General features: G+C 61.3%; 22 protein-coding genes and 1 riboswitch. Of the genes, 7 read left to right on the top strand and 15 right to left on the bottom strand.

Features of this window, described 5'->3' with window-relative positions; all coding sequences use genetic code 11:
- Position 1 precedes the first annotated feature (1 nt).
- The 8 genes from ACI2KA_RS20245 to ACI2KA_RS20210 all read right to left on the bottom strand — a co-directional run bounded on the left by ACI2KA_RS20245 (position 2) and on the right by ACI2KA_RS20210 (position 9747).
- Positions 2 to 757, bottom strand: a complete 756-nt coding sequence (locus ACI2KA_RS20245) for a hypothetical protein (protein ID WP_404504255.1) — start codon at positions 755 to 757, stop codon at positions 2 to 4.
- Positions 758 to 862: 105 nt separating this feature from the next.
- Positions 863 to 3628, bottom strand: coding sequence for a TonB-dependent hemoglobin/transferrin/lactoferrin family receptor (locus ACI2KA_RS20240; protein WP_404504298.1), 2766 nt, complete (start codon positions 3626 to 3628; stop codon positions 863 to 865).
- A 167-nt stretch (positions 3629 to 3795) separates the two neighbouring features.
- Positions 3796 to 4794 carry a FecR family protein gene (locus tag ACI2KA_RS20235; protein WP_404504254.1) on the bottom strand — a complete coding sequence of 333 codons (999 nt, stop codon included), beginning with the start codon at positions 4792 to 4794 and terminating at the stop codon, positions 3796 to 3798.
- 111 nt (positions 4795 to 4905) lie between these two features.
- Positions 4906 to 5406, bottom strand: coding sequence for an RNA polymerase sigma factor (locus ACI2KA_RS20230; RefSeq protein ID WP_404504253.1), 501 nt, complete (start codon positions 5404 to 5406; stop codon positions 4906 to 4908).
- 162 nt (positions 5407 to 5568) lie between these two features.
- A complete protein-coding gene (locus tag ACI2KA_RS20225) occupies positions 5569 to 6321 on the bottom strand; it encodes an ABC transporter ATP-binding protein (RefSeq protein WP_404504252.1) in 753 nt (250 codons plus the stop codon).
- Positions 6315 to 7382 carry a FecCD family ABC transporter permease gene (locus ACI2KA_RS20220; protein WP_404504251.1) on the bottom strand — a complete coding sequence of 356 codons (1068 nt, stop codon included), beginning with the start codon at positions 7380 to 7382 and terminating at the stop codon, positions 6315 to 6317. The genes ACI2KA_RS20225 and ACI2KA_RS20220 overlap by 7 nt, the downstream gene beginning before the upstream one ends.
- Positions 7379 to 8518 carry an ABC transporter substrate-binding protein gene (locus ACI2KA_RS20215; protein WP_404504250.1) on the bottom strand — a complete coding sequence of 380 codons (1140 nt, stop codon included), beginning with the start codon at positions 8516 to 8518 and terminating at the stop codon, positions 7379 to 7381. Before ACI2KA_RS20215 ends, ACI2KA_RS20220 begins: the two co-directional genes overlap by 4 nt.
- 95 nt (positions 8519 to 8613) lie before the next feature.
- The gene (locus tag ACI2KA_RS20210) at positions 8614 to 9747 is read right to left on the bottom strand and encodes an ABC transporter substrate-binding protein (protein WP_404504249.1); all 1134 of its coding nucleotides are present in this window, start codon (positions 9745 to 9747) and stop codon (positions 8614 to 8616) included.
- Positions 9748 to 9860: 113 nt separating this feature from the next.
- Here ACI2KA_RS20210 and ACI2KA_RS20205 point away from each other — a divergent pair, with 113 nt between their 5' ends.
- Entirely contained in the window at positions 9861 to 10685 is an 825-nt protein-coding gene (locus ACI2KA_RS20205; RefSeq protein ID WP_404504248.1) for a class I SAM-dependent methyltransferase, read from the top strand.
- Between the two features lie 40 nt (positions 10686 to 10725).
- Here the strand turns inward: ACI2KA_RS20205 and ACI2KA_RS20200 are convergent, their stop codons facing one another.
- The 5 genes from ACI2KA_RS20200 to ACI2KA_RS20180 all read right to left on the bottom strand — a co-directional run bounded on the left by ACI2KA_RS20200 (position 10726) and on the right by ACI2KA_RS20180 (position 15447).
- A complete protein-coding gene (locus ACI2KA_RS20200; RefSeq protein ID WP_404504247.1) occupies positions 10726 to 11199 on the bottom strand; it encodes a pseudoazurin in 474 nt (157 codons plus the stop codon).
- Positions 11196 to 11996, bottom strand: a complete 801-nt coding sequence (locus ACI2KA_RS20195; RefSeq protein ID WP_404504246.1) for an ABC transporter ATP-binding protein — start codon at positions 11994 to 11996, stop codon at positions 11196 to 11198. The genes ACI2KA_RS20200 and ACI2KA_RS20195 overlap by 4 nt, the downstream gene beginning before the upstream one ends.
- Positions 11993 to 13021: a FecCD family ABC transporter permease gene (locus ACI2KA_RS20190; protein WP_404504245.1), complete on the bottom strand. Its 1029-nt coding sequence runs from the start codon at positions 13019 to 13021 to the stop codon at positions 11993 to 11995. The genes ACI2KA_RS20195 and ACI2KA_RS20190 overlap by 4 nt, the downstream gene beginning before the upstream one ends.
- Positions 13018 to 14049, bottom strand: coding sequence for an ABC transporter substrate-binding protein (locus tag ACI2KA_RS20185; RefSeq protein ID WP_404504244.1), 1032 nt, complete (start codon positions 14047 to 14049; stop codon positions 13018 to 13020). The genes ACI2KA_RS20190 and ACI2KA_RS20185 overlap by 4 nt, the downstream gene beginning before the upstream one ends.
- 159 nt (positions 14050 to 14208) lie before the next feature.
- Positions 14209 to 14444, bottom strand: a riboswitch (cobalamin riboswitch).
- A 124-nt stretch (positions 14445 to 14568) separates the two neighbouring features.
- Positions 14569 to 15447 carry a GNAT family N-acetyltransferase gene (locus ACI2KA_RS20180; RefSeq protein ID WP_404504243.1) on the bottom strand — a complete coding sequence of 293 codons (879 nt, stop codon included), beginning with the start codon at positions 15445 to 15447 and terminating at the stop codon, positions 14569 to 14571.
- Positions 15448 to 15664: 217 nt separating this feature from the next.
- Between ACI2KA_RS20180 and argE the strand changes: the two genes are divergently transcribed.
- The 6 genes from argE to ACI2KA_RS20150 all read left to right on the top strand — a co-directional run bounded on the left by argE (position 15665) and on the right by ACI2KA_RS20150 (position 22305).
- Entirely contained in the window at positions 15665 to 16789 is a 1125-nt protein-coding gene (argE, locus tag ACI2KA_RS20175) for an acetylornithine deacetylase (protein WP_404504242.1), read from the top strand.
- A gap of 18 nt (positions 16790 to 16807) precedes the next feature.
- The gene (locus tag ACI2KA_RS20170) at positions 16808 to 17734 is read left to right on the top strand and encodes a 2-hydroxyacid dehydrogenase (protein ID WP_404504241.1); all 927 of its coding nucleotides are present in this window, start codon (positions 16808 to 16810) and stop codon (positions 17732 to 17734) included.
- A gap of 28 nt (positions 17735 to 17762) precedes the next feature.
- The gene (locus tag ACI2KA_RS20165) at positions 17763 to 18119 is read left to right on the top strand and encodes a cupin domain-containing protein (protein ID WP_004438300.1); all 357 of its coding nucleotides are present in this window, start codon (positions 17763 to 17765) and stop codon (positions 18117 to 18119) included.
- A 192-nt stretch (positions 18120 to 18311) separates the two neighbouring features.
- On the top strand, positions 18312 to 19775 hold the full coding sequence (locus ACI2KA_RS20160) for an aldehyde dehydrogenase family protein (protein WP_404504240.1): 1464 nt from the start codon (positions 18312 to 18314) through the stop codon (positions 19773 to 19775).
- Between the two features lie 13 nt (positions 19776 to 19788).
- Complete coding sequence (locus ACI2KA_RS20155) at positions 19789 to 20832, top strand: tartrate dehydrogenase (RefSeq protein ID WP_404504239.1); 1044 nt, start codon at positions 19789 to 19791, stop codon at positions 20830 to 20832.
- Between the two features lie 15 nt (positions 20833 to 20847).
- The gene (locus tag ACI2KA_RS20150; protein ID WP_404504238.1) at positions 20848 to 22305 is read left to right on the top strand and encodes an NAD-dependent succinate-semialdehyde dehydrogenase; all 1458 of its coding nucleotides are present in this window, start codon (positions 20848 to 20850) and stop codon (positions 22303 to 22305) included.
- A gap of 231 nt (positions 22306 to 22536) precedes the next feature.
- Here the strand turns inward: ACI2KA_RS20150 and ACI2KA_RS20145 are convergent, their stop codons facing one another.
- Positions 22537 to 23811 (bottom strand): NAD(P)/FAD-dependent oxidoreductase, encoded by a 1275-nt coding sequence (locus ACI2KA_RS20145; RefSeq protein WP_404504237.1) that lies wholly within the window; start codon positions 23809 to 23811, stop codon positions 22537 to 22539.
- Between the two features lie 15 nt (positions 23812 to 23826).
- A complete protein-coding gene (locus ACI2KA_RS20140) occupies positions 23827 to 24495 on the bottom strand; it encodes a haloacid dehalogenase type II (protein ID WP_404504236.1) in 669 nt (222 codons plus the stop codon).
- Between the last annotated feature and the right edge of the window lie 146 nt (positions 24496 to 24641).

The following is a 24641-nucleotide window of genomic DNA, read 5'->3' as shown; positions in this document are numbered from 1 at the left end:
TTTACGCGGCAAGCGCCGATGCGCTGGCGAAAATGAAGTCCGATGCGTCGAGCACGCTGGAATCTACACCAACGAGGGTGATGGAAACAGCCGAGTTCGAGTAAGAACCAACAATAGTGTCACCGGCATCGTCAACCCAGTAAAGATCGCTCACCGAGGTGGAGCCCCAACCGGAAACGTCCAGCTTGTCGACGCCGTCCTGATAACCATAGGTGCCGGTCGGGCCAGCCGCAACAATATCGTTGCCGCCGGAGAAGACGAAGGTGTCGGCGCCGGCAAAGCCCGTCAGAGTGTTGGAAGCCGCCGTGTCTTCGATGACCGTGCCGGTGGCCGCGAAGTAGTCATAGAAACCGGCCAGCGAGCCGAAGCGGGCGAGCTGGTAAACGGCGAGATCGAGAAGATCGCGCGCGCCGTCAAGCGAGTAGGCGCTATCGGGATCGATCAGCAGTTCCTGCTGGCTGACCGCGATGCCGCTGGTGGACTGGCTGTAGCCGGTGCCAAGAACGATGCTGTCGACCGAGCCCGTCAGGTTGCCCTGGGAGTACTGGAGAGCGCCGCTCATGACGATGCCCTTGCCGCCGGTGCTGCCATCGCCCCACGCTTCGTAGGTGGTGTTGGGATCGATGGTGGTGGTGGCAAGCGAGCTGGTCTGAGCGTCGTAGAACGCACCATAGGTCGAACCGAAACCGCTCGTCCAACCGTTGAGGTAGCCGATCAGGTCGGAGGAAGACTGCGTCAGTTGAATTGTGGTAGCCATGGGTGTACTCCTTTACTGGCCAATATCGATACCTTCATCACGTGACGAAGGCGTTTCATCTCCGGGACGGGCTGCAACCCCGGCCCGGAGAATTTCTTTTGCTCCTCAGAACTTCACGTTCATGGTCGCAATAAAAGTGCGGCCCGGGGCCGTATAGGCGCTGGCGGCCGGGATATATTTGCGGTCCGTCAGATTGTTGACGGCAAAGCGAAGCGTGGCCTTGTCGTTGAAGGCGTAGGATCCGTAGAGATCCACCGTCGTATAGGGGTCGGTCACCTCGCGCAGATTGCCCTCCGTATCGAGGGTGCGCGACTGGGTCGGGGTGACGTGGTTGAGCCTTGCGCCCAGCGAGAACTTTTCATCGAAGAAGCGCATGCCGCCATCCAGCGTCAGCTTCATCTTCGGCGCGACATCGCCCGGCCAGGCAACGATCTCACCGCTCGTCGTGGTCGTACCGTTGGAAAATACCTGTGTCTTCTCAGGCCATTCGGTTTTCAGGAGCGTCGCCGATCCGCCGATCCAGAAATTGCGGGCGTCGTAATTGCCCTCGAATTCAAGCCCACGCATATAGGTCGTGCCGTCGAGATTGACGAAGCTGGTATAGGTGCGGTTGGCGACCTGATCCGTGACGAGATAGCCGAGAGCGATGTAATCCTGCACCTCACGGCGAAAGGCGGCCATCTTGATGCGGAGGGAATCATGCTCCAGCAACACGCCGTCAAAGCTCATATTCGCACCGATTTCATAGGTCGTGGCTTTTTCAGCGCGTAGAGCTTCATTGGGTGCGTATTCATATCCCACGGAATCACCCGGACGCGCGCCTGCAAAGAAAGCCTCGAGGATGGTTGGCGGGCGAAGGCTTTGCGAAAAGCTGAGATACGGCCGAAACCAGTCAACCGGCTTAAATTCTATCGTCGCCGATGGAAGCCATGCGTGATAGGTGCGGTCAATGTCGACCTCATAGTCCGAGACAACTTCGGGCGTCGCACTGTTCGGGATCAAAGTGCCTGCATAATACCATGTACCATTATGAATCTCCCCCAATCTATTAAGGGTGTTACAAATGGCCGTAAGATTCAAATTATAGCAAAGATTGTACTGTGTGGCATAGGTGGCAGGGCTGTATGCCTGCAGATACGCGGCGCGGGTCGTAACGGAACCGGCCTGGCGGTTACCGGTCGCCGCCTGATAGTCGTAATATGTCGCAGTGCCCTTCAAACGCGACCAATCGTAGCGCACGCCACCACGTAACGTCACCCAATCCGCTGGCTCCAGTTCGCCATTCAGGAAAAGACTGGCAACATCGCGCCGTCCGGCAGGGCTGAACGCCGTATAGCTGCTGGCGAAAGACGGATTATTGGTAATGGCGGAACTGGTGGCAACCGAAGAGGCGATGTCGCGGAAGGCTTCGGCCCCATAATTCAAACTTAGCTCGCCAGCCGGGGTATCGAGGCGGCTGGTATTTTCCACGCTGCCGCCGAAGCTGCGCAAACCCATATCCAGGTTCGTTTCAGAAGCATAGCCGGTGCGCGCCGCGCGCAGTTCATGCGTCATGTTATCGTTCAGCCACAGCGACGACTTGAAGTCGATGAGTTCGCTCTCCGGGTCCCAGTCCAGCTTCGCGACAACGCTGTCATTGCGCACGCTTTCCCGGTCGATCAACTCGGAAGCACCCTGGACGAAGTCATTTTCCTGATGCATCCATGACAGCGAGGCATGCACATCGCCAAAATCGCCTTCGCCCTTGAAAAAGGTCGACCAGCCATCGCGGCCGAGCAAATCCTTCATCGTCGTCGCGGTGCTTCGGGACTCGCCCTTGGTGCCGATCTTGTATTCATCCATGATCGTGCGGCTGTAGCCGGCGACAAAGGAAAGAGGGCTATCCGGCGCGCGAACGGCGCCGAGCACCGAACCCTGAAAATCGTAACCATTGGTGCCGCGCGAAACATTCACTTCGCCGCCCTTGTTTTCACCCGCGGCAATCAGATCATCGGCGCTGACGGTGCGGAACTCCACCTTGCCGCCGAGAGAGCCGGCGTTGCCCGACCGCGCATTGGTGATTTTCTCGATCTCCACAGCGCGGATGAAGGCGACATCGACATAGCCCTGCCCGGCGCTTGCGGTGTAGCTGGTGGCGCCGCCGAAAGCCGCGCCGCGCTGCGCATTCTGCCGTGCGCCATCAATGGAAACGACCACACGGCCGCTTTCCTGCAGACCGCGCACATTGGGTGAAACAGTCGGGAAGCTGCCATTGCCCTCGCCGGCATAAACGCCGGAGACGCGGTTGAAGACATCACGCGTGTTGCGCACGCCGGCGGACTGGATCGCCTCGCGGCTGACGACGCTGACGCTGGCGGGAGTTTCGTAAACCCAGTCGGGCGTTCCCTGATAACCGGTGCCGGCAATGGCGTTGCGCCCGGTCTTGCCGGTCACGGTGATGGTTTCAAGAACCGTCGTTCCCTCCGTCCCGGAAAGATCGACAGCAGCCTGCCCCGTGCCGATGACGACGGTTCTGCCATTGCCGGCGAGGCGGAAATTGACCCCCGTACCGGCCAGAAGCCGTGACAGCGCCTCCCGCACCGTGAAACTGCCGGTGACGGCATTGGTGCGCACATTGCCGGCCGACGGCGTGGCAAGCGTGACCTGAAGACCGGATTGCCGCCCGAAAACGCCGACGACGGATGACAGCGACTGGGCGGGAATGTTGAACGGCCGCGTCGCGCCCTGTTCGCCACCGGGGCGCTGGCCGTTGGCGGCATCGGGTACCGTCTGCGCAAAAACCGTCGTCGAGATCGAAACGACCAGCGCCGTCGTCGCCAGCAACGCTGCGCTGCGCGACTGCTTTCCCGCTTTTTTCTTCTGGTCCTTCATGCATATGTGGAGGCGCATATTACTTTCGTCTTCCTGTCTTTCAGTCCGGATATATCTTGACCGGATTACTCAACAAAAAGACGATTGCCTCGGCAATTTTTTTCAGGATTTCAGAAAGAATTTTATAAATATCTGAAAAATAAATATGATTTTTGTTTCGAAACGTTTCAGAAGCGGGTGATGATACGGGCGCTGCCGCCGATTGCATGCACCTTACCCCTATAGGGTTCCACCAGGGCTTCCAGCGCGCGGTCCGGGTCGCGCAGATCGTAAAACCCCGTCACCCGCTGCTCGGCGAGCCTCTTGTCGGCCATGGTCAGCCAGGCCGGATGGTAGCGCTGGATCTGCTCCACGACCGAACCGATCGTCGCATCCACCACATAAAGGGCGCCGTTGCGCCAGCCGCCAATATCCTCGACGGAAACATTCTCCTTGCGGATCGCGCCGGAAGCATCGACGATCAGCATCTCTCCGGGCACGAGCCGGGTTGGCGGCGCGTTGCCGAAGGAGGCTTCCACCGAACCATGGGCAAGCGCGACCTGGGTGACGCCATCCGTCAGGTCGACATCGAAAGCCGTACCCAGCACCTGCACCGTCACGTTCTTCGCCTCCACCACGAAGGGGCGCGTCTTGTCCGATACCACATCGAAAAAGGCTTCGCCTTTCAGCACCTTCACATTGCGGCGGCCGCCGGTGAAATCGGTGGAAAGCGCACTCGCCGCGGCAAGCTGCACCCGGCTGCCGTCTTCCAGCACGATTGTGCGGCTTTCCGCGGTGCTGGTCTGGTAATCAGCCTTGATCTGGACGAAAAATGCCGGGGCGAACAGCACCGCAAGACAGAGAGCCGCCGCCGTCATCGCCGCGCCGGCATAGTGCCGCAAAGACCAGCGCCGGCGCGGCGATACCGGTTTTTCGGCCTCTTCCGACAGGCGCGGCGCGTCCTCCCACAGGTTCCTGAAAGCCGGCTCCACCAGGCCGAGGCTTCGCCATGTCCTGCATGTCCGTTCCCAGGCAAGCCGGTTCGCCGGAGACGATGCCAGCCATCGGTCGAATTCCGCCTTGAGGCGTGGTTCCGCCGAGCCCGCCTGCAGGCGGAGCAGCCAGCCGGCCGCCTCCTCCGCCTTCCCTGTCGGCAATTCTATTTTTTTATCTGGATCGATGGTCATTGAACCCGGCCAGTTCCTTTGGCCAGGCGGAGGGCCGCCTGGTTTTCGACGTTTCTATAAAGACGTTTGAGAAAGAGATTTTTTTCACGGGATGCGGCAATCAGGACAACTTTACTTCATTTCCTTGGTAATCGCGGCAATGCTGCCCTTGATCAGCCGGTGGGCACTGGCCACGGACACGCCAAGGTGACGCGCGATTTCCTCCATATTGTAACCACCGAATCTATGCATTTCCAATGCCACGCGCGCCTGAACCGGCAGAGTGGCCAAAATAGTCTGCATCTGCCGCACTTCATCGCAAAACAGGGCATGTTCCTCCGGCGTGCCGTTATCCTGCGGCATGCCCCAGAAGGGGGTATCGTCCGGGCGTTCGCGAAGGTCCTGGCGGCTGCGCCGGCGATTGTCGAGGGCAAGGTTGCGGACGATGCGGAAAAGATAGGATTTGAGATTGGAGGGATTGCCGGAGGCCTCGGGAACGAATTTCAGGAACGCCTCCTGAACAACGTCCTCCGCATCCGCCCGCGATCCCAAAATAAGGGTGGCGTATTTGATCAGGTCGACCCTATGCGCGACGTAAGCGTTATAACGCTTGTCATCTTCTCGTATGCCCATGTCTCAACCGAGAGAAATTTCAAGGATCAACAAAACCGCAAGCCGCCCGCATGGCAGCGCGGTTTTTCACCCAACCTCTAGCATTCTAACCGCCGGTCGAACAGATATTTCATGACTATTATCATCAAGAATTTGTGCGGCCGCGGGCGGAGGCGGCCGCGGTCAGATCGCCCCGTCGACGATAACCATCGGCCTGCCCTGCGAGCAGGGTTCGATACGGGCATCGATGCGATAGATGTCACGCAGCATATCGGCCGTGATCACCGCCTCCGTGCTGCCGCTCACCACCATTTCGCCGCGCGCGATCACCATCGTATTGCCGCAATAACGCAGGGCATGGTTGAGGTCATGCAGGGCGATCAGCACGATCATGCCGGTTTTCCGGGCAAGCTCGGTAACGAAACCCAAAACCTCGATCTGCCGGTGAAGATCGAGCGCCGACGTCGGCTCGTCCATCAGCAGCACTTCCGGCTTGCGCGCCAGCGCCTGCGCCAGCGACACCAGCTGCCGCTGGCCGCCGGACAGCTCGCCAAGGCCGCGGAAGGCGAGATCGTGGATTTTGAGCGCCTTGAGAATGGCGTCGATCTCGAACAGTTCATGATCCTGAACACGCCAGCCGCCGCCCTGCTTGGCGGAAAGCAGCACGGATTCATAGACCGTCAGCACGGCGTTGGCGCCGGTATCCTGCGGCATGTAGCAGATGGCGCGGTCGCCACGGGCCGTGTCGGAGAGTTCCACCAGACCGGGACCGGAGATCAGGCTGGCGATACGCTTGAAAAGCGTGGACTTGCCGGCGGCATTGGGGCCGATCACCGCCGTCACGCTGCCGCTTTCGAGCGTATCGATGCCGACCTTGGAGAGAACCGTGGTGCGCCCATAGGCGGCACCGACATCCTTCAGTGCGAGCGCTACCATGCGCGTCTCCTGTTGCCGAAAATGAGCGCGAAGAAGAACGGGACGCCGACCAGCGCCGTGATCACCCCGATCGGCAGGACCGCACCGGGAATGAGGATCTTGCTGATGACCGAGGTTGCCGACAGCAGCAGCGCGCCGCAGATCACCGAACCCGGCAGGAAGAAACGCTGGTCCTCACCCACCACCATGCGGGCGATATGCGGCCCGACCAGCCCGACGAAACCGATGGTGCCGACGAAGGAAACCGGAATGGCCGCCAGAAGGCTGACCGTCAGCATGGTCGTCAACCGCAGCCGTCGGACATTGATGCCCATGCTGGCTGCCTTGTCGTCACCCAGTCTGAGAGCCGTCAGCGCCCAGGCGTTGCGCATGAACATCGGCACGGTAACGAGAAGGATGGCGGCGGTGATATAGACCTTGTCCCACGTCGCCTTCGTCAGGCTGCCCATGGTCCAGAAGACGACGGCGGCAAGCGCCTGCTCGGAAGCGAGATATTCGAGCAGCGACAGGGCGGCATTGAAGGTGAAGACCAGCGCGATGCCGAGCAGCACGATGGTTTCGACAGTCACACCCCGCAATGTCGAGGCGAAATGAATGAAAAGCGCCGCCACCATGGCCATGATGAAGGCATTGATCGGCACCATGTAATGCACCGCACCGGGAAAGATCGCCACGCCGCCGACAAGCGCCAGTGCCGCACCGAAGCTCGCCGCGGCGGAAATGCCGAGCGTGAACGGGCTGGCGAGCGGGTTCGACAGGATGGTCTGCATCTGCGCACCCGCCACCGAAAGCGACGCGCCGACGGTGACCGCCATCAGCGCGATCGGCATGCGGATATCCCAGATCACCACCCGAAGCTGATTTCCGACGGCGGCCGGATCGGCAATGGTCGCGAGAACTTCGGAGAGCGTATAGCGGGCCGGGCCGAGCGCCATGTCCGCGGCCATGCTGAAACACAGGGCGAGAAAAAGCCCGAAGAGGATGATGATCCTGCGCGCGGCAAGGGCGCGATATTGATCGCGCCCGCTGACGCCAACGGCGCTTTCATTCAGCGAACTCATTGGTTCAAACCTTTTTCGAGCGAGGCGAAATAGCCCGGCTTGTAGGTGACGGGGAGGAATTTGCGGTGAAACTCCTCAAAATTCTTTTCCGGGTCGAGATCGGCGAAGAGGTCCGGATGGAACCACTTGGCAAATTGCTGGATGGGGAAGAACTCGTAAGGCGCACCATAGAACTGGTGCCAGACGGCATGGACATTGCCGTCCTTGACGGCCTTCAGTTCCGGAAACGGCGTGCGTTTCATCAGATCGGCCAGCCGCGCGCGCGAAAGCGCCATGTCGGCGCCACGTCCGACGGGAACGAACTGGTTGATGTCGGATTCCGCCGCCCAGTTGGAGCCAGTGACGATGACGTGTTCGGGATCGGCGACGACAAGCTGTTCGGGATTGAGATCGCCGAAGGTCGTATTGATGATGCCGTCGGCAATATTGCGGCCGCCGGCGAGATCGACCATGGCGCCGAAATTGACCGGGCCGAAGGTGCGGCAGCAATTGTTTTCGCCGGAAATGCCGGGCGCGCGCTCGATGAAGACATTCGGGCGTTTCAGCTCCTTGACGCTGGCGAGACGGTCGGTCACGCGGGCGATTTCGGCGCGGCGATAGGCAATGAATTCCTTGGCGCGCTCTTCGGCGCCGAACAGTTTCCCGAGGATTTCCACCGAGGCTTCGCTGTTCTTCTCGGGATCGATGCGGAAATCGAGATAGACGACCTTGATGCCCGCTGCCGCCGCTTTTTCTTCGAAACCGCTCTCCTTGGCGGATTTTTCCGCTTCCAGATTGAGGGTAATGACGTCGGGCGAGAGGGTGATTGCCGTTTCGAGGCTGAAATCACCCTGCGGCACATAACCGAAGCGCGGCAGTTTTTCGATCTGCGGAAAACGCTCGACATAGGCGGCGTAGCTGTCCGGGTCCTTCTTGAGGAGATCGTCACGCCAGCCGACGATGGTGTCAAAGGTCTGATCACCCTTCAGCGCCGCGATGACATGCACCTGGCGTGCTTCGCCGACGATGACACGCTTGGCCGGCAGGTCCAGCTCGACCTTGCGGCCGGTGACATCGGTGATTTCACCGGCATGAGCCGTCATGGCAAGAAGAGAAAAGGCCAGCACCGCAAGATGCCTGAGAGCATTAAGCCGCATCAGAAGTCCTCTTTGGTTCCAAAAGAAAACGGTGAAGCCGCACGACTGCGGCTTCACCCATCGAATGGACGGCGCTCGTCTTCACCGTCCCTGTCTTATTGCGCGTCTTTCAGCGAAACGAAGTAGCCGGGCTTGTAGTCAAGCGGCAGGAAGCGGGCGTGCAGTTCCTTGAAGGTCGCCTCGGGATCGAGGTCCTTGAAGAGATCCGGATGCAGCCACTTGGCGATTTCCTGAATGGCCACGAACTGATACGGGTTGTTATAGAACTGGTGCCAGATGGCGTGGACATTGCCATCCTTCACCGCCTGCACGCCGGTAAAGGCCGGGCGCTTGGTCAGGTTCTCAAGCTTGCGATGGGCTTCCTTCACATCCGCGCCGTAACCGACGCCGACCCAGTTGCCGCCGGGAACGTAACCGTTCCAGTTGCCGCCGGTGATGATGATCTGCTCCGGGTTGGAGGCGATGATCTGTTCCGGATTGACGGTGCCGAAGGTGCCGGGAATGATATTCTTGGCCATGTTGATGCCGCCGGCAAGCTCCACCATCTTGCCGAAATTCTCGTTGCCGAAGGACATGCAGCAATCGTCGGAATAACCGCCGGCGCGCTCGACGAAGACGACCGGCTTCTTCGGATTGGCTTTTTCCAGCGTATCGGTGACCTTGGCGATGGAGTCGGCGCGGAACTTGATGAAATCCTCGGCGATCTTTTCCTTGCCGGTCAGCTTGCCCATCAGGCGCATGCTCGGCTCGGTATTTTCCATCGGCTTTTCGCGAAAATCGACATAGACCAGCGGAATGCCGACCTTGGCGAGCTTTTCGATGTAGCCTGCCTCTTCGGTCGCCGTCTTGGCGTCGATATTCATCAGGATCACGTCGGGCTTCAGCGCAACGGCCTGCTCCACGTCGAAGGTGCCGTCCTTCATGCCGCCGAAGGTCGGCAGCTTGGCAATATCGGGATATTTGGCGAGATAGGCATCATAGGTTTCCGGGTCGGCCTTCGCCAGATCGTCGCGCCAGCCGACCACATGCTGGAAAGGGTTTTCCTTGTCGAGCGCCGCGAGGAAATAAATCTGCCGGCCTTCGCCGAGAATGACGTGCGAAACGGGAACATTGACCTCGACATCCCGGCCTGTCACATCCTTGACGGTGACCTTTTCGGCCAATGCCGGCCAGGCGGCGGATACGAGAAGGCCAAAGGCAAGTGCCGCAGATTTGGCTGAGATGCGCATCGGATATTGCTCTCCAGTGGTGACTGGCGGGGCTGTATTATTTTCTGACTATACTAGTCAACATTTATGTTTTAGAGCCATTCTCAACTGACCGGTGCGTGAGCTGAAGACCAATGATCGACACTATTCAATACGGCAAGAACGACAGCCTGAGAGACGAAATCAAAGCCTATTGGTCGGGCCGCGCCGCCACCTTCGACCTCTCCCCCGGACACGAGATTTTTTCCGAAGAGGAGCGTGACGCCTGGCATGCGCTGATCCTGAAACATCTGGGCGCCGGAGAGGGCCGCAAGGCGCTCGATCTCGCCAGCGGCACCGGCGTCATCTCGCATCTGATGGACGATCTCGGCTTTCAGGTCACCGGCATGGACTGGTCGGAAACCATGCTGGCGCTGGCCCGGGAAAAAGCGAAAAGCCGCGGGCGCAACATCCGCTTTTTTGTCGGCGACGCCGAAAATACCATGGAGCCGGATGAAAGCGCCGATGTCATCATTACCCGCCATCTCGTCTGGACACTGGTGGACCCGCAGGCAAGCTTCGCCGAATGGTTCCGTGTGCTGAAGCCCGGCGGACGGCTGCTGATTGTCGACGGCGACTTCGTCAATGTCGGCTGGCGCGAAAAACTCGTCAAGAAACTGGCTGCAGGCCTCGAACGCGCCGGGCTCGTGAAACCGGACCAGCCGCACAAGCCGGCGGATCCCGGCAATACGTTCAACAGCATCCTTTCACGGGTCTATTTTTCCGGCGGCGCGCGGGCCGGCGATGTCGCAGCGCTATTGCGTGCCACCGGTTTCGAAACTGTCGCGGTTGATCAGGAACTTCAGGCCATCCACCGCGCCCAGGCGAAAAACTTCAGCCTGCTGAAAGGCGTCCTGCGCGGCCTGCAGCACCGTTATGCCGTTTGTGCGGTAAAGCCGGATATTGCCCGGCAGGGCTGAGGACGGCGGCGATCGCCACAGTCGGATCTCCGGCGCCGCATCATTTTTCGGCCTGTTCGAAGAGGTCCTCGAAGCGCGGCTTGGCGCGGCCGGGCACGTCGACTTCCCTGTAGCTCTGCGGCAAGGTCGCCTCGCCCACCTTTATCAGCATCACCATGCCCATGCCGTAATGGGGCGAGCATTTGATGCCGTAAAAACCCGGCCTGTCGAAAGCGGTCTCGAATTCGTCATTGATGCGGCTCTTGAAGCCTTCGGCACCGTCCGGAACCATGCCGTCGATGGTCGCGGCATTGTGGCTCTTGTGGGTCGGCACGAAACGCACGCGGTCGCCGGGGGCGATTTCCAGAAAATCGGGCTCGAACACCATGGGGCCTTTTTCACCCCGGTTCAGCATTTTCACCTCGAAGGTTTCGGCCATGGCATGCAAGGGAAGGCCCGTGGCCAGCGCCAATGCAATTCCAGCCAGCGCATGACGCCGCTGCACGCCAAGGCGAAGCTTTTTCAATCTCATCATCGCGCCAGTACTTTCTTTGTCTGATCGGCCATTCCATGCGCCGGCAGAAAACGAATATGGGAAAAGCCGCCCTCATCCGTGGTGACGACGGACTGCACCCCGAAAACATCGGCGATCGTCGCCGATGTGAGGACCTCGTGCGGCGGACCGGCCGCAATCACCTGCCCGCGATGCATGATGGCGACGCGGTCGCAGAACATGGCGGCGTGATTGAGATCGTGCAGCGCCGCCACGACGGTCAGCCCCTGTCTGCGGACCAGATCGAGCAGGCCGATCTGGTGGCCGATATCGAGATGATTGGTCGGCTCGTCCAAAAGCAGGATGTGCGGCTCCTGCGCCAGCGCGCGGGCAATGTGCAGGCGCTGGCGTTCACCGCCGGAAAGGTGGTGCCAGCTTCGTTCTGCCTTGTCCGCCATGTCGACATTATCGAGCGCAGCGTCGACGATGGCGTCATCCCTGGCTGACCAGGCGGATAGCGGCCCGAGATAAGGCGTGCGCCCAAGCTCCACCGCCTGCCGCGCGGTGATGCGCTCGGTGGTTTCGGCCTGCTGCTCCACAAAGGCCAGCCGGCGAGCGAGTTCGCGCCGGCCGAAGGAGGCCAGGGGATCGTCGCCGAGCGTGACATGGCCACGGCGCGGCTTGCGGATGCCGGCCAGCATGGAAAGCAGCGTGCTTTTGCCGGAACCGTTCGGGCCGATGATGCCCAGAAACTCCCCGGAGCCGACATCGAGAGACACGCCACGGACAATATCGACATTGCCGGCATGGAAATGCAGGTCGTGAGCGGACAATTTCATGACCGCCCCCTCTTCTGCCCGAGAATGAAGGCGAAGGCCGGCGCACCGACGAGCGCGGTGATGACACCGATCGGCAGCACCTGACCGGGAATGACGATGCGTGAAAGGATATCGGCGACGATCATGAAAACAGCGCCGGTCAGCGCCGTTACCGGCAGCAATAACCCGTGGCGAACGCCGACGAAGATGCGCGCCGCGTGCGGAATGACGAGACCGACAAAACCGATGGAGCCAACCAGCGACACCATCACCGCCGTCATGATCGCCGAAACCGAGATCAGCACCGCATAGGTCCGGCGCACCGGAATACCGAGGGAGGCGGCGGCCTGTCCGCCGAAGGCAAAGGCATCGAGCGCCCGGGAGTACCAGAGACAAACCGCAAGGCCCGCAATGCTGACCGGCAGGGCAAGCCAGACATCCGGCCAGCGCACGCCGGAAAGATTGCCGAGCAGCCAGAACATGATGCCGCGCGCCTGTTCGGCATTGGCCGATTTGGTGACGATGAACGAGGTCATGGCGTTGAACAGCTGCGAGCCGGCCACACCGGCCAGAATGATGGCGCTGTTGCCATGGCCAGCCCGCACCACCAGAAGGCTGACCAGCGAGAAGGCAACAAAAGCGCCGATCAGCGCCCCCGCCGGCATGGTCAGGAATCCGGCTCCGAAACCCAGAAGAGCCACACCGACCGCTCCGGTGGAGGCGCCGGCGGAAATGCCGAGAATATAGGGGTCGGCCAGCGGGTTGCGCAAAAGCGACTGCAGCACCGCGCCGGCGAGCGCCAGCGAAGCGCCGCAACAGGCGGCGACAACGGCGCGGCTGAGACGGTAACTCCACACGATGCCTTCATCCAGCGGCTCCAGCGGATAAGCCGCTTGAAAGACCCGGTTGGCGATGGTCTTGGCCACCACCTCGAAGGGAATGGCGGTCTCGCCGATGGCCGCTCCGGCCATCAGCGCGACAAAAAGCAGGGCGAGCGCGGCCAGAGCCAGCCCCGCCCTGCCGAGATGGACGGAAAAACCCCTCACTTGGCGAGGCCGGCAGCCGAAATCGCCTCGGCCAGCGTTTCCATGCCTTCGATCGTGCGGATGGTCGGGTTCATTGCCTGCGCATCCATGTCAAAGACATGACCTTCCTTGACGGCCGACATGATGCTGGCGACGGGATCGGTGGCGAGGAACTTGTGCTTGACGGCAACGTCATCGGCCGGAAAACGGCGGCGATCCATCTTGCCGGCCACGATGACGGACGGGTTGGCCTTGGCGATGGTTTCCCAACCGACCGTCGGCCATTCCTCGTCGCTCTCGATGATATTCGTCAGACCAAGCGCCGACATGATGTAACCGGGAGCGCCATGGCGGCCCGCCACGTAAGGATCGATATCCAGTTCGGCGCTGGAGAACCAGAATACGGCCGAGAGCTTGCCATTCGCGGAGGCGATCTTGGCGCGGGCGGCTTCCTCGCGCTTCTTCAGATCGGCGACAACCTCCTCGCCACGGTCCTGCACGTTGAAGATTTGGGCAAGATCGCGGATTTCCTGATAGATCAGCTCCATCGTGAAACCGGTCTTGCGCACGCCGTCACCACCGCCGGAATTATCCTTGCCGACGCAATCAGCCGGTGAGGTGTAAACGGGAATACCAAGCTCGGCGAATTGCGCCGGCGTGCCGACGACACCTTCGGGGCCGATCTGCCACTGGAACTGGGTCGTCACCAGGTCCGGCTTCTTGCCGACGACGGCCTCGAAACTCGGATCGTTGTCGGCCAGCCGCTCCACCTTGGCGTTGGCGTCTTCGTAACCCTTCAGAACCGGGCCGATCCACAGCGCCGTGCCCACCACCTTGTCCGCGAGGCCAAGCAGGTAAAGAACCTCCGTGGTGCTCTGGCCGACGGATACCGTGCGGGCAGGCGCCTGCTTGAAGGTGATCTCGTGACCGCAGCTGTTGATCGTCAGGGGATAGACCGTTTCCGCCGCATGGGCGGCAGCGGCGGGCAGAACTGCGAGCGCAGCGGCCAGAAGGCCGGCATAGGCCGGCAGGCGTCCAGAATGAAACATATGTTCTCCAGTCGAAATTAAATCGCTTGTTCCAGAGCGGCAAGCGCTAGAACGCGCGGCAACAGCGGAACGTCTTGTACGGAGAACGACGACGGGACGCAAAGCAAATGTTATAAAATAACATTACAATATCCTCCTCCGGGCTTCCCCGCCCGTAACGATGGTTCATATTTTGACGGCAGGTCTCCTGGCTCACGGATTTGCGCCCTTCATCTGCCTTCCCGCATTCCGCGGAATGCAGTGGCATGACGCGTTGAAGCGTCACGAGGATGAACGGCAATCCGCTTACAGTTGCGGGGGCAGCCACGGCATTGGGCGATGATCATCACCCGCACCATGTTCCCTATTAATCCCTTCGCCTTTCGGCTGCAGGAACCGTCGCTTTCTCACATACGGGGCAAGAGACCGGGCGTCAATCGCCAAAGCATGTCGCGCAAACGCATGGGAAAGGTTCCGCGCCGCATGCTGGCGGGAAACAAATCAAAGCATATCGGATAATTCGATGAGACGCGGCGGGGCTCAGCAGAGGGACGGGCCTGCCAGGGCGAAAACTCCCGCCGACCCGGAACCTGACGGCTGCGGTGTATTTTTAGACATGGTCGTCAGGGTTTCAATGGCAACCAGCCCGGATTGCGCCAGAAAATCGGTCAGAAGACCATCGTCGCGCACGGTATCCAGGCGGACGAGCTGCCCGTCGAGATCGACAAGATGCCGTCTCACCAGTACAATCGCATCCGTCTCGTCATCCGCAACCACCGGGCCGACGATGTGGCCCCGCCCGGCCGCCCGCCGCAGCGCGAAGGCGACAAGGCGATCGGCCTCGAACAGGCCGTAACCGTTGTTCTCCCGCAGGAGCCGTTGCAACACGGTCCTGCGCGAAACGCCGAAAGCCGCCCGGTCCAGATCTTCCACGGCGGGCAAATGATCTTGCGAAAGCGGCTCGATCCGCTGTCTTTTGCCAGGCTGCGGCGTCTCGGCGCTGCCACGGGCCTTTCCCCGCAGAAGATGCACCTTCTCCGTATCTCCGGTAAAACCGAGCCCTGAAAAAAGCCGCCGCGACACCTCCGTGGCGTTCAGCCGCAAGGCGGCGGCGGGATGTTTCGCCACAAGCTGCCGCACCAGCCAGGGTGCTACGCCCTGCCCCTGCAGGCGCGGGGAAACGATGACCATGCCAAGCGTCGCAAAAGCCTGATCGTAAGGAAAGAGCATCGCGGTTGCGACCACGCGGTCGATCTCGTCCAGCGCCGCAAGGCCGATACCGCATTGACGCAGGAAACACCATTCATTGGCGTGATACCGCCATCCGACAGCCATGGAGAGGGCATGCAGATGATTCGCCTCCACATCGGCTATATCCACGGTCCGCAACTCGAAACTATCGACTTTGAGCAGCTCCATAACCAACGGCTCTCATCCCCTCCGGCGCGGAACCATCTGTCCCGGCAGCCCAGCCCACGACATCCGAAGATAACCGGCCTTGCCGGCAGGAATTTTCTGAAAGTCCTGGGAGCACACAACAATCTACCGAAATCATTGCCATTTCAGCAGATAAACGCCGCCAGCCGCTCTAAGCTTCTGCGGTGAATAATCCGGCCAGCGGCCAGTGGGGACGAGCATGAACGCAATCGAAATCCTTGAGCGTCTCGTCGCCTTTCCGTCCGTCGTTGGAACCGCCAATGGCGATATTGCCGGATGGATCGCCGATTATCTGGAAAGCCATGGCGCGAAAGTCTCGCTGCTGCCGGGTCCGGAGGGCGACCGCGCCAATCTCTTCGCTACTTTCGGGCCAGCCGATGCCGCCGGTTATATCCTCTCCGGCCACATGGATGTGGTGCCGGCCGGAGAACCGGAATGGTCTTCCGATCCCTTCACGCTGAGAACCGAAAACGACCGGCTTTACGGGCGCGGAACGACAGACATGAAAGGGTTTCTAGCCACTGTGCTCGCCGCGGCGCCGGCATTTTCGCGCATGGCGCTTGAACGGCCGGTGCATATCGCCTTTTCCTATGACGAGGAGGCGGGCTGCCGCGGCGTTCCGCATCTCATCGCCAGCCTGCCGCAGCTTTGTGCCCCGCCGGCGGGCGCCATCATCGGCGAACCGAGCAATATGCGCGCCGTTCGTGCCCACAAGGGCAAGGCCGCCGCGCGCATCACCCTGCGCGGCCGGTCCGGTCATTCCTCACGCCCGGACCAGGGGGTGAACGCCATTCACCTGATGACAGGCATCATGGCGAAGGCGGTCGAAACCGCCGATACGCTGACGCAGGGACCTTTCGAAGCGACCTTCGAGCCGCCCTATTCCTCGCTGCAGATCGGCACGGCCAAGGGCGGGCAGGCGATCAACATCATTCCCGATCATTGCGCCATCGAACTGGAAGCGCGGGCAATTTCGGGCGTCTCCCCTCTCGCCCTGCTGGAGCCGGTAAAAAGCGCCGTCGAAGCGCTTGCCGCAAAGGGCGTCGATATCGAATGGACACCGATGAGCGCTTACCCCGCGCTATCGCTTCCAGCCGATGCGCCGCTTGCCTTGCTTCTGGAGGAACTGACCGGCACCGCCAACCTCGCAGCCGTCAGCTATGGAACGGAGGCCGGGCTTTTCCAGGCGGCGGGCATAGATGCCATCATTTGCGGCCCGGGGGATATCGGCCGCGCCCACAAGCCGGACGAATTCATAACCGCGAGTGAACTTTTCGCCTGCCAGTCGATGCTGGAAACACTTGGCCGCCGCTGCGCCGCTTAACCGAACGACGGATTTCCGATGACGTTTCTCTTCAATTCCGACGCAAAGCGCGGTGAAATCTTCCGGCAGGCCCTGGCCGCCGCGCTGCCGGACCTGCCGTTTTCGATGGATGCCTCCACCGTCGATCCCGATGCGGTGCGTTACCTCATCACCTGGACGGTGCCGCAGGACATCGCCCGTTACCGCAATCTCGAAATCCTGTTTTCGATCGGCGCGGGTGTCGACCAATTTCATATCGATGCGATCCCGGAGACGGTGAAGGTGGTACGCATGGTGGATGAAGGCATCATCCGCATGATGCAGGAATATGTCTGCCTCGGCGTGCTTGCCCTTCACCGCAACCTGCCGACCTATCTCGAACAGCAGCGCAGGCACCTATGGAAGGCCCTGCCGGGCCAGCGGCAGGCGGAGGAATGCCGGGTCGGCATTCTCGGCCTCGGCATGCTGGGTGTTGCGGCACTGGAGCGCTTGCAACCTTTCGGTTTTCCGCTTGCCGGCTGGAGCCGCTCGCCGCGCCAGATCGACGGCGTCACCCGTCACCATGGCGATGAGGGGCTGAAAGCCATTCTTTCCGCCAGCGACATCCTCGTCTGCCTGCTGCCGCTGACGGACGAGACCACCGGGCTCCTCAACGCCGAGCGCCTCGGCCTGCTGCCCGATGGCGCGGCGCTCGTTCACGCCGGACGCGGCAGGCAACTCGACCACGACGCGCTCCTTGATGCGCTCGATGGCGGCAGGCTGTCCGGCGCGGTGGTCGACGTCACCGACCCCGAGCCGCTGCCTGCGGATCACCGTTTCTGGACCCATCCGAAAATCCTGCTGACGCCGCATATTGCCAGCGTCACCCAGCCCCATTCCGCCGCCCGCACCGTCATCGACAATATCAAACGATACCAGTCCGGCCTCCAGCCGCTCGGCCTCATCGACCGCAGCCGCGGATATTGATCACCCCCCATCTCAGAAAGGAAAATCCATGCCGCTTCTCAAGCCCATCGACACCAATCCCGATTTCGAACCGAAGGCCTCCAAGGCCCTGCCGGAGCGCCTGATCGCCGGCGATCCTTCCTTCAAGACCTGGGCGCTGGACGAAGCCCGCGACGGAACCGTAAAGACCGGCATATGGGAAGCGACCCCGGGCGAAAGCCGCTCCATCAAGGGAGAAACCTTCGAGTTCTGCCATATTCTGGCCGGCGTCATCGAAATCACCCCGGACGGCGGCGAACCGCAGCGGTATACGGCAGGCGACAGTTTCGTGATGAAGCCCGGCTTCGTCGGCGTCTGGAAGACCATCGAAACGGTGCGCAAGATCTACGTCACCGTGAATGGATGAGGTAAAACCCGCCGTTTTTTTTCGAGATCGCTCACGGTAGCGGAAAGAAAGACACCACAGGCAGCGCGCCGCAAAAGATTGCGCTGTCTGCCGGTGAAAAACGGGATTTTCATTCATCGCCCGCGCCGCAGTCGGTCGATGCTGCTTGTTGTCCGGGGGTAGCGTTGCGGGCATATCCACAGAGGATTTGCCATGACGCTCAGCTTCGATCCCGACAGCCTGTCCCTGCCGATCGGCCACTTCATCGGCGACCGGCTGATACCCGCGGCAAACGGCATCGACATGCACCGCCCATCGGACGGCATCGAATATGCCGGTTGCCCGAAGGCGGATGCGGGTCTTGTGGATGAGGCGGTGCAAACCGCCAAGGCCGCGCTGAAGAGCAGCAACTGGGGCGGCGTGCGGCCGCGCGAACGCACCCGGGTCTTGCAGCGCTGGGCGGACCTGATCGAGCAGGAAGCCGAGACGCTGGCGAAAATCGAGGCGCTGTCCTCGACGCGGCCGGTGGGCCAGCTGATTGCCGGCGACATCGCCGTCACCGCCGAGCAGATCCGCTTCTTTGCCGAATTCGCCGACAAGGAAGGCGGCGATCTGGTGCCGACCGACGATACCAGCTTCGGCATGATCATGACCGAGCCCTATGGCGTCGTCGGCGCGATCACACCCTGGAATTTCCCCGTCTCCATGGCCGGCTGGAAGCTCGGCCCGGCCCTGGCAGCCGGCAATGCCGTGGTGCTGAAACCATCGGAGATGACGCCCTTCTCCAGCATTTTCATGGCGCAGCTGGCGATCAGGGCCGGATTGCCCGCCGGCCTCATCAACATCGTGCTGGGTGACGGTCCCGTCACCGGCAACGCCATTACCGGCCACCCGGAAATCTCCAAGGTCAGCTTCACCGGTTCCACCGCTGCGGGCGCCGCCATCATGGCCAATATCGCCCGCACCGGCATCAAACCCATGACGCTGGAACTCGGCGGCAAGAGCCCGCAGCTGGTCTTTGCCGATGCCGATATCGAAAAGGCGGCCGCCGCGATCGCCGGCAATATTCTCTCCAATGCCGGGCAGGCCTGTGTGGCCGGCTCCCGCATCATTGTCGAGGAAAGCGCGGCCGAGGCCCTGTCCGCCGCGATCATCGTCCGCATGAAGACGGTCAGGCCCGGCCCGACCTGGGACGAGACGACACAATATTCGCCGATTATCTCCGAGGTGCAGCGCAGGCGCATCGACGGCATCGTGCAGGCCGCCGTCGCCCATGGCGGCGAATGCCTGACCGGCGGCGCGAACATGGATGGTCCCGGCTATTTCTACCAGCCGACGCTGATTACCAATGTCGACCAGACCTCGCCCGCCGTCACCGAGGAAATCTTCGGGCCGGTGCTGACGCTGCAAACCTTCCGCACCGAAGAAGAAGCGCTGGCGCTTTCCGATCATCCGACCTACGGTCTCGCGGCCGGGCTGTTCAGCCGCGATGTCTCGCGCGTCATGCGCCTGTCCCGGGCCATCCAGGCGGGAACGATCTGGGTCAACCGTTACGGGCGCTCGCGCGACCATATCCTGCCGACCGGGGGTTACAAGCGCTCCGGCATCGGCAAGGATCTCGGACGGGAAGCCTATCTCGCCAACCGCAAGAGCAAAAGCGTCCTGATTGGACTGTAACAGGGGAAATCTTTTGAAAACGCATCGCATCGCACTCATTCCCGGAGACGGCATCGGCAAAAGCGTGACGGACGCCGCCTGGCAGGTTCTCAACGCCGCCGCAAAGACCTCCGGTTTTACGCTTGAAGGAACGGAGTTCCCCTGGTCCTGCGCCTTCTACAAGGAAACCGGGGCGATGATGCCCAAGGACGGCATCGAAACGCTGCGCGGCTTCGACGCCATCCTGCTCGGTGCGGTCGGCTGGCCGGCGCAAGTGCCGGACTCGGTCTCGCTGCATGGCCTGCTGCTGCCGATCCGCAAGGCCTTCGTGCAATATGCCAATATCCGCCCGCACCGGCTTCTGCCCGGCGTGCAAGGCCCTTTGAAGGCCGATGGCTTCGACATTCTCTGCATCCGTGAAAATACCGAGGGTGAATATTCCGGCGCCGGCGGACGCGTGCATCAGGGCACGGACGACGAGGTTGCCGTCGAAACCTCGATCTTCACCCGCAAGGGCGTGGAGCGCATCCTGCGCTTCGGCTTCGAACAGGCGCAAAAGCGCCGCGGCAAGCTAGCCTCCGTCACCAAATCGAACGCCCAGAAATATTCGATGGTGTTCTGGGACGAGGTAACGCAAAAGCTCGCCACTGAGTATCCCGACGTCGAGGTTTCGAGCTATCACATCGACGCCATGGCGGCGCGCATGGTGATGGCGCCGGAAAGCCTTGATGTCGTTGTCGCCTCCAACCTGTTTGGCGATATTCTGACCGATCTCGGTGCGGCCATTCAGGGCGGCCTCGGTTTTGCCGCCTCCGCCAACATCAATCCCGATCGCAGCGCGCCGTCCATGTTCGAGCCAGTGCACGGTTCGGCTCCTGACATCGCTCATCTCGGCATCGCCAATCCCATCGCCGCCATCTGGTCCGGCGCGATGATGCTGGAGCATCTCGGCGAAAGCGATGCGGCGGCGAAGATCATGACGGCGCTGGAAACGGCAACCGGCCGCGGTATCGGCACCGTGCCGGGCAAGGACAAGACGGACGCCATAACGGCTGCGGTTCTCGCGGCGCTCGACTGATTTCGGAGACAGATGATGCAAGGATTGAAGGACAAGGACCTCTTCCGCCAGACGGGTTTGATCGGCGGCGCATGGAAGGTTGCGGCATCGGGCAAGGTGGTCGACGTGATCGACCCCGCGACGCAGGCCGTGATCGGCAGCGTGCCGGACATGGATGGCGGGGAAACCCGCGCCGCGATCGAGGCGGCCAACGCCGCCTTCGGACCATGGAAGAAGAAAACCCATGCCGAGCGGGCCGCACTTCTCGAAAAATGGTTCGCGCTGATGATCGACAATGTCGACGATCTCGGCCTGATCCTGACGACCGAGCAGGGAAAGCCGCTGGATGAGGCGAAGGGCGAAATCCGCTATGGCGCATCCTTCGTCAAATGGTTCGCGGAAGAAGCCAGGCGCATCAGCGGCGGCACCATTCCCTCGCCGACGCCGGATCGCCGCATCGTGGTGCTGAAGGAACCGGTCGGCGTCTGCGGCATCATCACGCCGTGGAATTTCCCCAATGCGATGATCACCCGCAAGGTGGCGCCAGCGCTCGCGGCGGGCTGCACCGTGGTCATCAAGCCGTCGGAATTCACCCCCTATTCGGCCTTGGCGCTCGGCGTGCTCGCCGAACGGGCCGGCATTCCCGCAGGCGTCATCAACATCGTCACCGGCATGCCGACCGATATCGGCAACGAGATCATGGCCAACGAGACGGTGCGGAAAATTTCCTTCACCGGCTCCACCCGCGTCGGCTCGCTTCTGATGCGCGGTGCGGCCGACAGCGTCAAGCGGCTGTCGCTGGAACTTGGCGGCAATGCGCCCTTTATCGTGTTCGACGATGCCGATCTCGATCTCGCCATCGAAGGTGCGCTGGTTTCGAAATTTCGCAATGGCGGCCAGACCTGCGTCTGCGCCAACCGCATTCTGGTTCAGTCGGGCGTTTACGATGCCTTTGCGAAAAAACTGGCGGATCGCGTCGACACCATGCGGGTCGGCCCTGGAACGGAGGCAGGCGTTGCCATCGGCCCGATGATCAACGAACCGGCCATCGCCAAGATCCGCGCCCATATCGATGACGCCGTTGCCAAGGGCGCGACGATCATCACCAAACCGCATGATCTGCCGGACGGCCCGCAATATACCGCACCGGTGGTGCTGACGGGCGCCACGACCGGCATGCGGCTGGCGAGCGAGGAAACCTTCGGACCGGTCGCCCCGCTCTTCCGCTTCGAGACCGAAGAGGAAGCGATCGCCATCGCCAACGGCACGCCCTTCGGCCTTGCCGCCTATTTCTACACCGAAAGCCTGAAACGCGCCTGGCGTGTGGGCGAAGCGCTGGAATTCGGCATGGTCGGCCTCAATACCGGCGCGATCTCCACCGAAGTCGCCCCCTTCGGCGGCGTCAAGCAATCCGGCCTCGGCCGCGAAGGCGCCGAGGTTGGTATCGAGGAATATCTGGAAATGAAGACGTTCCACATCGGCGGGCTTGCGTGAAGCCCTGATCTTTCTCCCCGCCTAAAGGGCCGCCCTGCGGCCCTTCTTTTTGTGCCGGTGCAACGAAAAAGTGGCCGAAACGGCCGCCAAGATAGTGGAAATGTCCAACTCCTCCGTCATCCTCGGGCTTGACCCGAGGATCCACGACCGCGCGAAGAATGGATCCTCGGGTCAAGCCCGAGGATGACGTCGAGTGTAGGGGCGTTCCTCCCAGCGTAGGACTCCAGCCGCCTACTGAATCTTGTCCAGCATCTTGTAATAAAAGCCCACCAGCGGCAGGAACCACGGCTTGCCGAAATGGCCCGGCACCGCCGGCCAGTCCAGCCCCTTCAGCGGATTGTTGTCCGGACGGCCCAGAATGGCATCGGCCATGATCATGCCGAGATGGGTGGAAAGCTGCGCGCCGTGGCCGGAATAGCCCATGGCGTACCAGACGCCGTCGTGGAAACCGGCGCGCGGATAACGATCCTTGGTCATGTCCACCAGACCGCCCCAGCAATAATCGATCGGCACATGCGAAAGCTGCGGAAAGATGCGATGCAGGCTTTCCGTCAGGATCGCGCCGCTTTTGGCGTCCGAACGCTGGTCCGACGTGGCGGAAAAGCGTGCACGGCCGCCGAAGATCAGCCGATTATCCGGCGCAAGCCGGAAATAATTGCCGATATTCATCGAATTGACATAGGTACGGTTGCCCGGAACCGACGCCTTGATCTCAGCATCCGTCAGCGGCCGCGTGGCGATGATGAAACTGCCGACCGCAATGATGCGGCGGCGGAAATAACCGAAGTTGGAGGGCGTGTAGGCCCCGGTCGCCACCAGAACATTGTCGGCCGTCACCTTGCCGCGCGGGGTTTCCAGTTCATGGGTCTTGCCGTTCTGGATATGCTTCGTCACCGCCGCATTTTCGAAGATCACCGCGCCATGACGGCTGGCGGCTTCGGCAAGGCCGGCAACATAACGGCCCATATGCATCATCGCGCTCTTCTTCGAGAGCATGGCGCCATAAAAGGGCGAACCGATCTCCGCCTTGAGATCGGCTACGGACAGAAGCGCCGTATCGGGATCGGCCTCGGCATGCAGCGCCTCGAAGTTTTTCGCCAGCCCTTCGAAATGCTGCGGCTTGGAAGCAAGCTTCAGTTTGCCCGAGCGGCGAAAATTGCAGTCGATCCCCTCTTCGGCAATCAGCGCTTCCAGCGTATCAACGGAATCATCCAGCGCCTTGTAAAGCGCGATGGCGCGTTCCTTGCCAAGCTCCGCCTTGGCGGAGAGATAGGAATGGGCAAGGCCGTTGTTGAGGTGCCCGCCATTGCGGCCGGAGGCGCCCCAGCCGACCCGCTCGCCCTCCAGAACCACCACCCGCGCGCCTGCCTTGGCAAGCTGGCGCGCGGCGCCGAGACCGGTAAAGCCGCCGCCGATGACGGCGACATCATAATGACCTTCGACGGGACCTTGCGCGGCACCTGAAAATTGCGGCGCGGTATCGTGCCAATAGGAGACGAACTTCATGGTCCCGACCTTTCCTTACAATCCAACCACGCCTGCAAGGCCGGAAATATCGGCGATTTCGACATAACCGTAATAGGGGTTGGCCGGCTCGTGGCCACGATTGACCCAGACCTTGTTCTTGATGCCGAGATCATGGGCCGACATCAGGTCGTAACGGAAGGAGGAGGAAACATGCAGCATGTCCTCCGGGCCGCAGCCGAGCATGTCGAACATATATTCGAACGCCTTGAAGCGTGGCTTGTAGGCCTGCGCCTGCTCGGCCGTATAGACCGCGTGGAAGGGCGCGCCGAGTTTTTCGACATTGGACATGATCTGCGAATTCATGGCGTTGGACAGGATGACAAGAGGAATTTCCTTCGCCACCTTGGCAAGGCCGGCCGGAACATCGGCATGCGGACCCCAGGTCGGAACGCGCTCGTAAACGAAGGTGGCGTCTTCATCCTTGAAGGCGACGCCGTTGCGCTTGCAGCTGCGCGAGAGCGAGTTATAGACGACATCGGCATAGGGCTGCCAGGCGCCCATGATCTCATCGAGACGATAGGCCGCGAAATTCTTGATGAACTGCAACATCTGCGCTTCGTCCAGACGATCACCATAAAGATCGCGAGCGGCCTCGGCCATCTGGAAATTGATCAGCGTACCGTAGCAATCGAAGGAGATGTATTTCGGGCGGAAGATGGTCATGTCGTCGTCATCCTTGCTTGGAGATCGGGTGTGGCCGGAATAGTGAGATCATAGAAAGCCTTTGTCCGGTCGGCGCACCGCAATTGCCGGTCGCGAAAGCAGATTGTTGCGTATGCAGCCGCCAGTTTGGCAGAGAGTTGCGTATG

Origin of the sequence: Agrobacterium sp. NPDC089420, assembly GCF_044900305.1 — a bacterium.
Classification (GTDB): domain Bacteria; phylum Pseudomonadota; class Alphaproteobacteria; order Rhizobiales; family Rhizobiaceae; genus Agrobacterium.
This window is presented reverse-complemented; position numbering and strand designations above follow the sequence as displayed.

What these genes read in the sequence shown, in the direction of transcription:
- ACI2KA_RS20245 (WP_404504255.1), bottom strand. Translation starts at nt 757, where the DNA reads ATGGCTACCACAATTCAACTGACGCAGTCTTCCTCCGACCTGATCGGC.
- ACI2KA_RS20240 (WP_404504298.1), bottom strand. Translation starts at nt 3,628, where the DNA reads ATGAAGGACCAGAAGAAAAAAGCGGGAAAGCAGTCGCGCAGCGCAGCG.
- ACI2KA_RS20235 (WP_404504254.1), bottom strand. Translation starts at nt 4,794, where the DNA reads ATGACCATCGATCCAGATAAAAAAATAGAATTGCCGACAGGGAAGGCG.
- ACI2KA_RS20230 (WP_404504253.1), bottom strand. Translation starts at nt 5,406, where the DNA reads ATGGGCATACGAGAAGATGACAAGCGTTATAACGCTTACGTCGCGCAT.
- ACI2KA_RS20225 (WP_404504252.1), bottom strand. Translation starts at nt 6,321, where the DNA reads ATGGTAGCGCTCGCACTGAAGGATGTCGGTGCCGCCTATGGGCGCACC.
- ACI2KA_RS20220 (WP_404504251.1), bottom strand. Translation starts at nt 7,382, where the DNA reads ATGAGTTCGCTGAATGAAAGCGCCGTTGGCGTCAGCGGGCGCGATCAA.
- ACI2KA_RS20215 (WP_404504250.1), bottom strand. Translation starts at nt 8,518, where the DNA reads ATGCGGCTTAATGCTCTCAGGCATCTTGCGGTGCTGGCCTTTTCTCTT.
- ACI2KA_RS20210 (WP_404504249.1), bottom strand. Translation starts at nt 9,747, where the DNA reads ATGCGCATCTCAGCCAAATCTGCGGCACTTGCCTTTGGCCTTCTCGTA.
- ACI2KA_RS20205 (WP_404504248.1), top strand. Translation starts at nt 9,861, where the DNA reads ATGATCGACACTATTCAATACGGCAAGAACGACAGCCTGAGAGACGAA.
- ACI2KA_RS20200 (WP_404504247.1), bottom strand. Translation starts at nt 11,199, where the DNA reads ATGATGAGATTGAAAAAGCTTCGCCTTGGCGTGCAGCGGCGTCATGCG.
- ACI2KA_RS20195 (WP_404504246.1), bottom strand. Translation starts at nt 11,996, where the DNA reads ATGAAATTGTCCGCTCACGACCTGCATTTCCATGCCGGCAATGTCGAT.
- ACI2KA_RS20185 (WP_404504244.1), bottom strand. Translation starts at nt 14,049, where the DNA reads ATGTTTCATTCTGGACGCCTGCCGGCCTATGCCGGCCTTCTGGCCGCT.
- ACI2KA_RS20180 (WP_404504243.1), bottom strand. Translation starts at nt 15,447, where the DNA reads ATGGAGCTGCTCAAAGTCGATAGTTTCGAGTTGCGGACCGTGGATATA.
- argE (WP_404504242.1), top strand. Translation starts at nt 15,665, where the DNA reads ATGAACGCAATCGAAATCCTTGAGCGTCTCGTCGCCTTTCCGTCCGTC.
- ACI2KA_RS20170 (WP_404504241.1), top strand. Translation starts at nt 16,808, where the DNA reads ATGACGTTTCTCTTCAATTCCGACGCAAAGCGCGGTGAAATCTTCCGG.
- ACI2KA_RS20165 (WP_004438300.1), top strand. Translation starts at nt 17,763, where the DNA reads ATGCCGCTTCTCAAGCCCATCGACACCAATCCCGATTTCGAACCGAAG.
- ACI2KA_RS20160 (WP_404504240.1), top strand. Translation starts at nt 18,312, where the DNA reads ATGACGCTCAGCTTCGATCCCGACAGCCTGTCCCTGCCGATCGGCCAC.
- ACI2KA_RS20150 (WP_404504238.1), top strand. Translation starts at nt 20,848, where the DNA reads ATGCAAGGATTGAAGGACAAGGACCTCTTCCGCCAGACGGGTTTGATC.
- ACI2KA_RS20145 (WP_404504237.1), bottom strand. Translation starts at nt 23,811, where the DNA reads ATGAAGTTCGTCTCCTATTGGCACGATACCGCGCCGCAATTTTCAGGT.
- ACI2KA_RS20140 (WP_404504236.1), bottom strand. Translation starts at nt 24,495, where the DNA reads ATGACCATCTTCCGCCCGAAATACATCTCCTTCGATTGCTACGGTACG.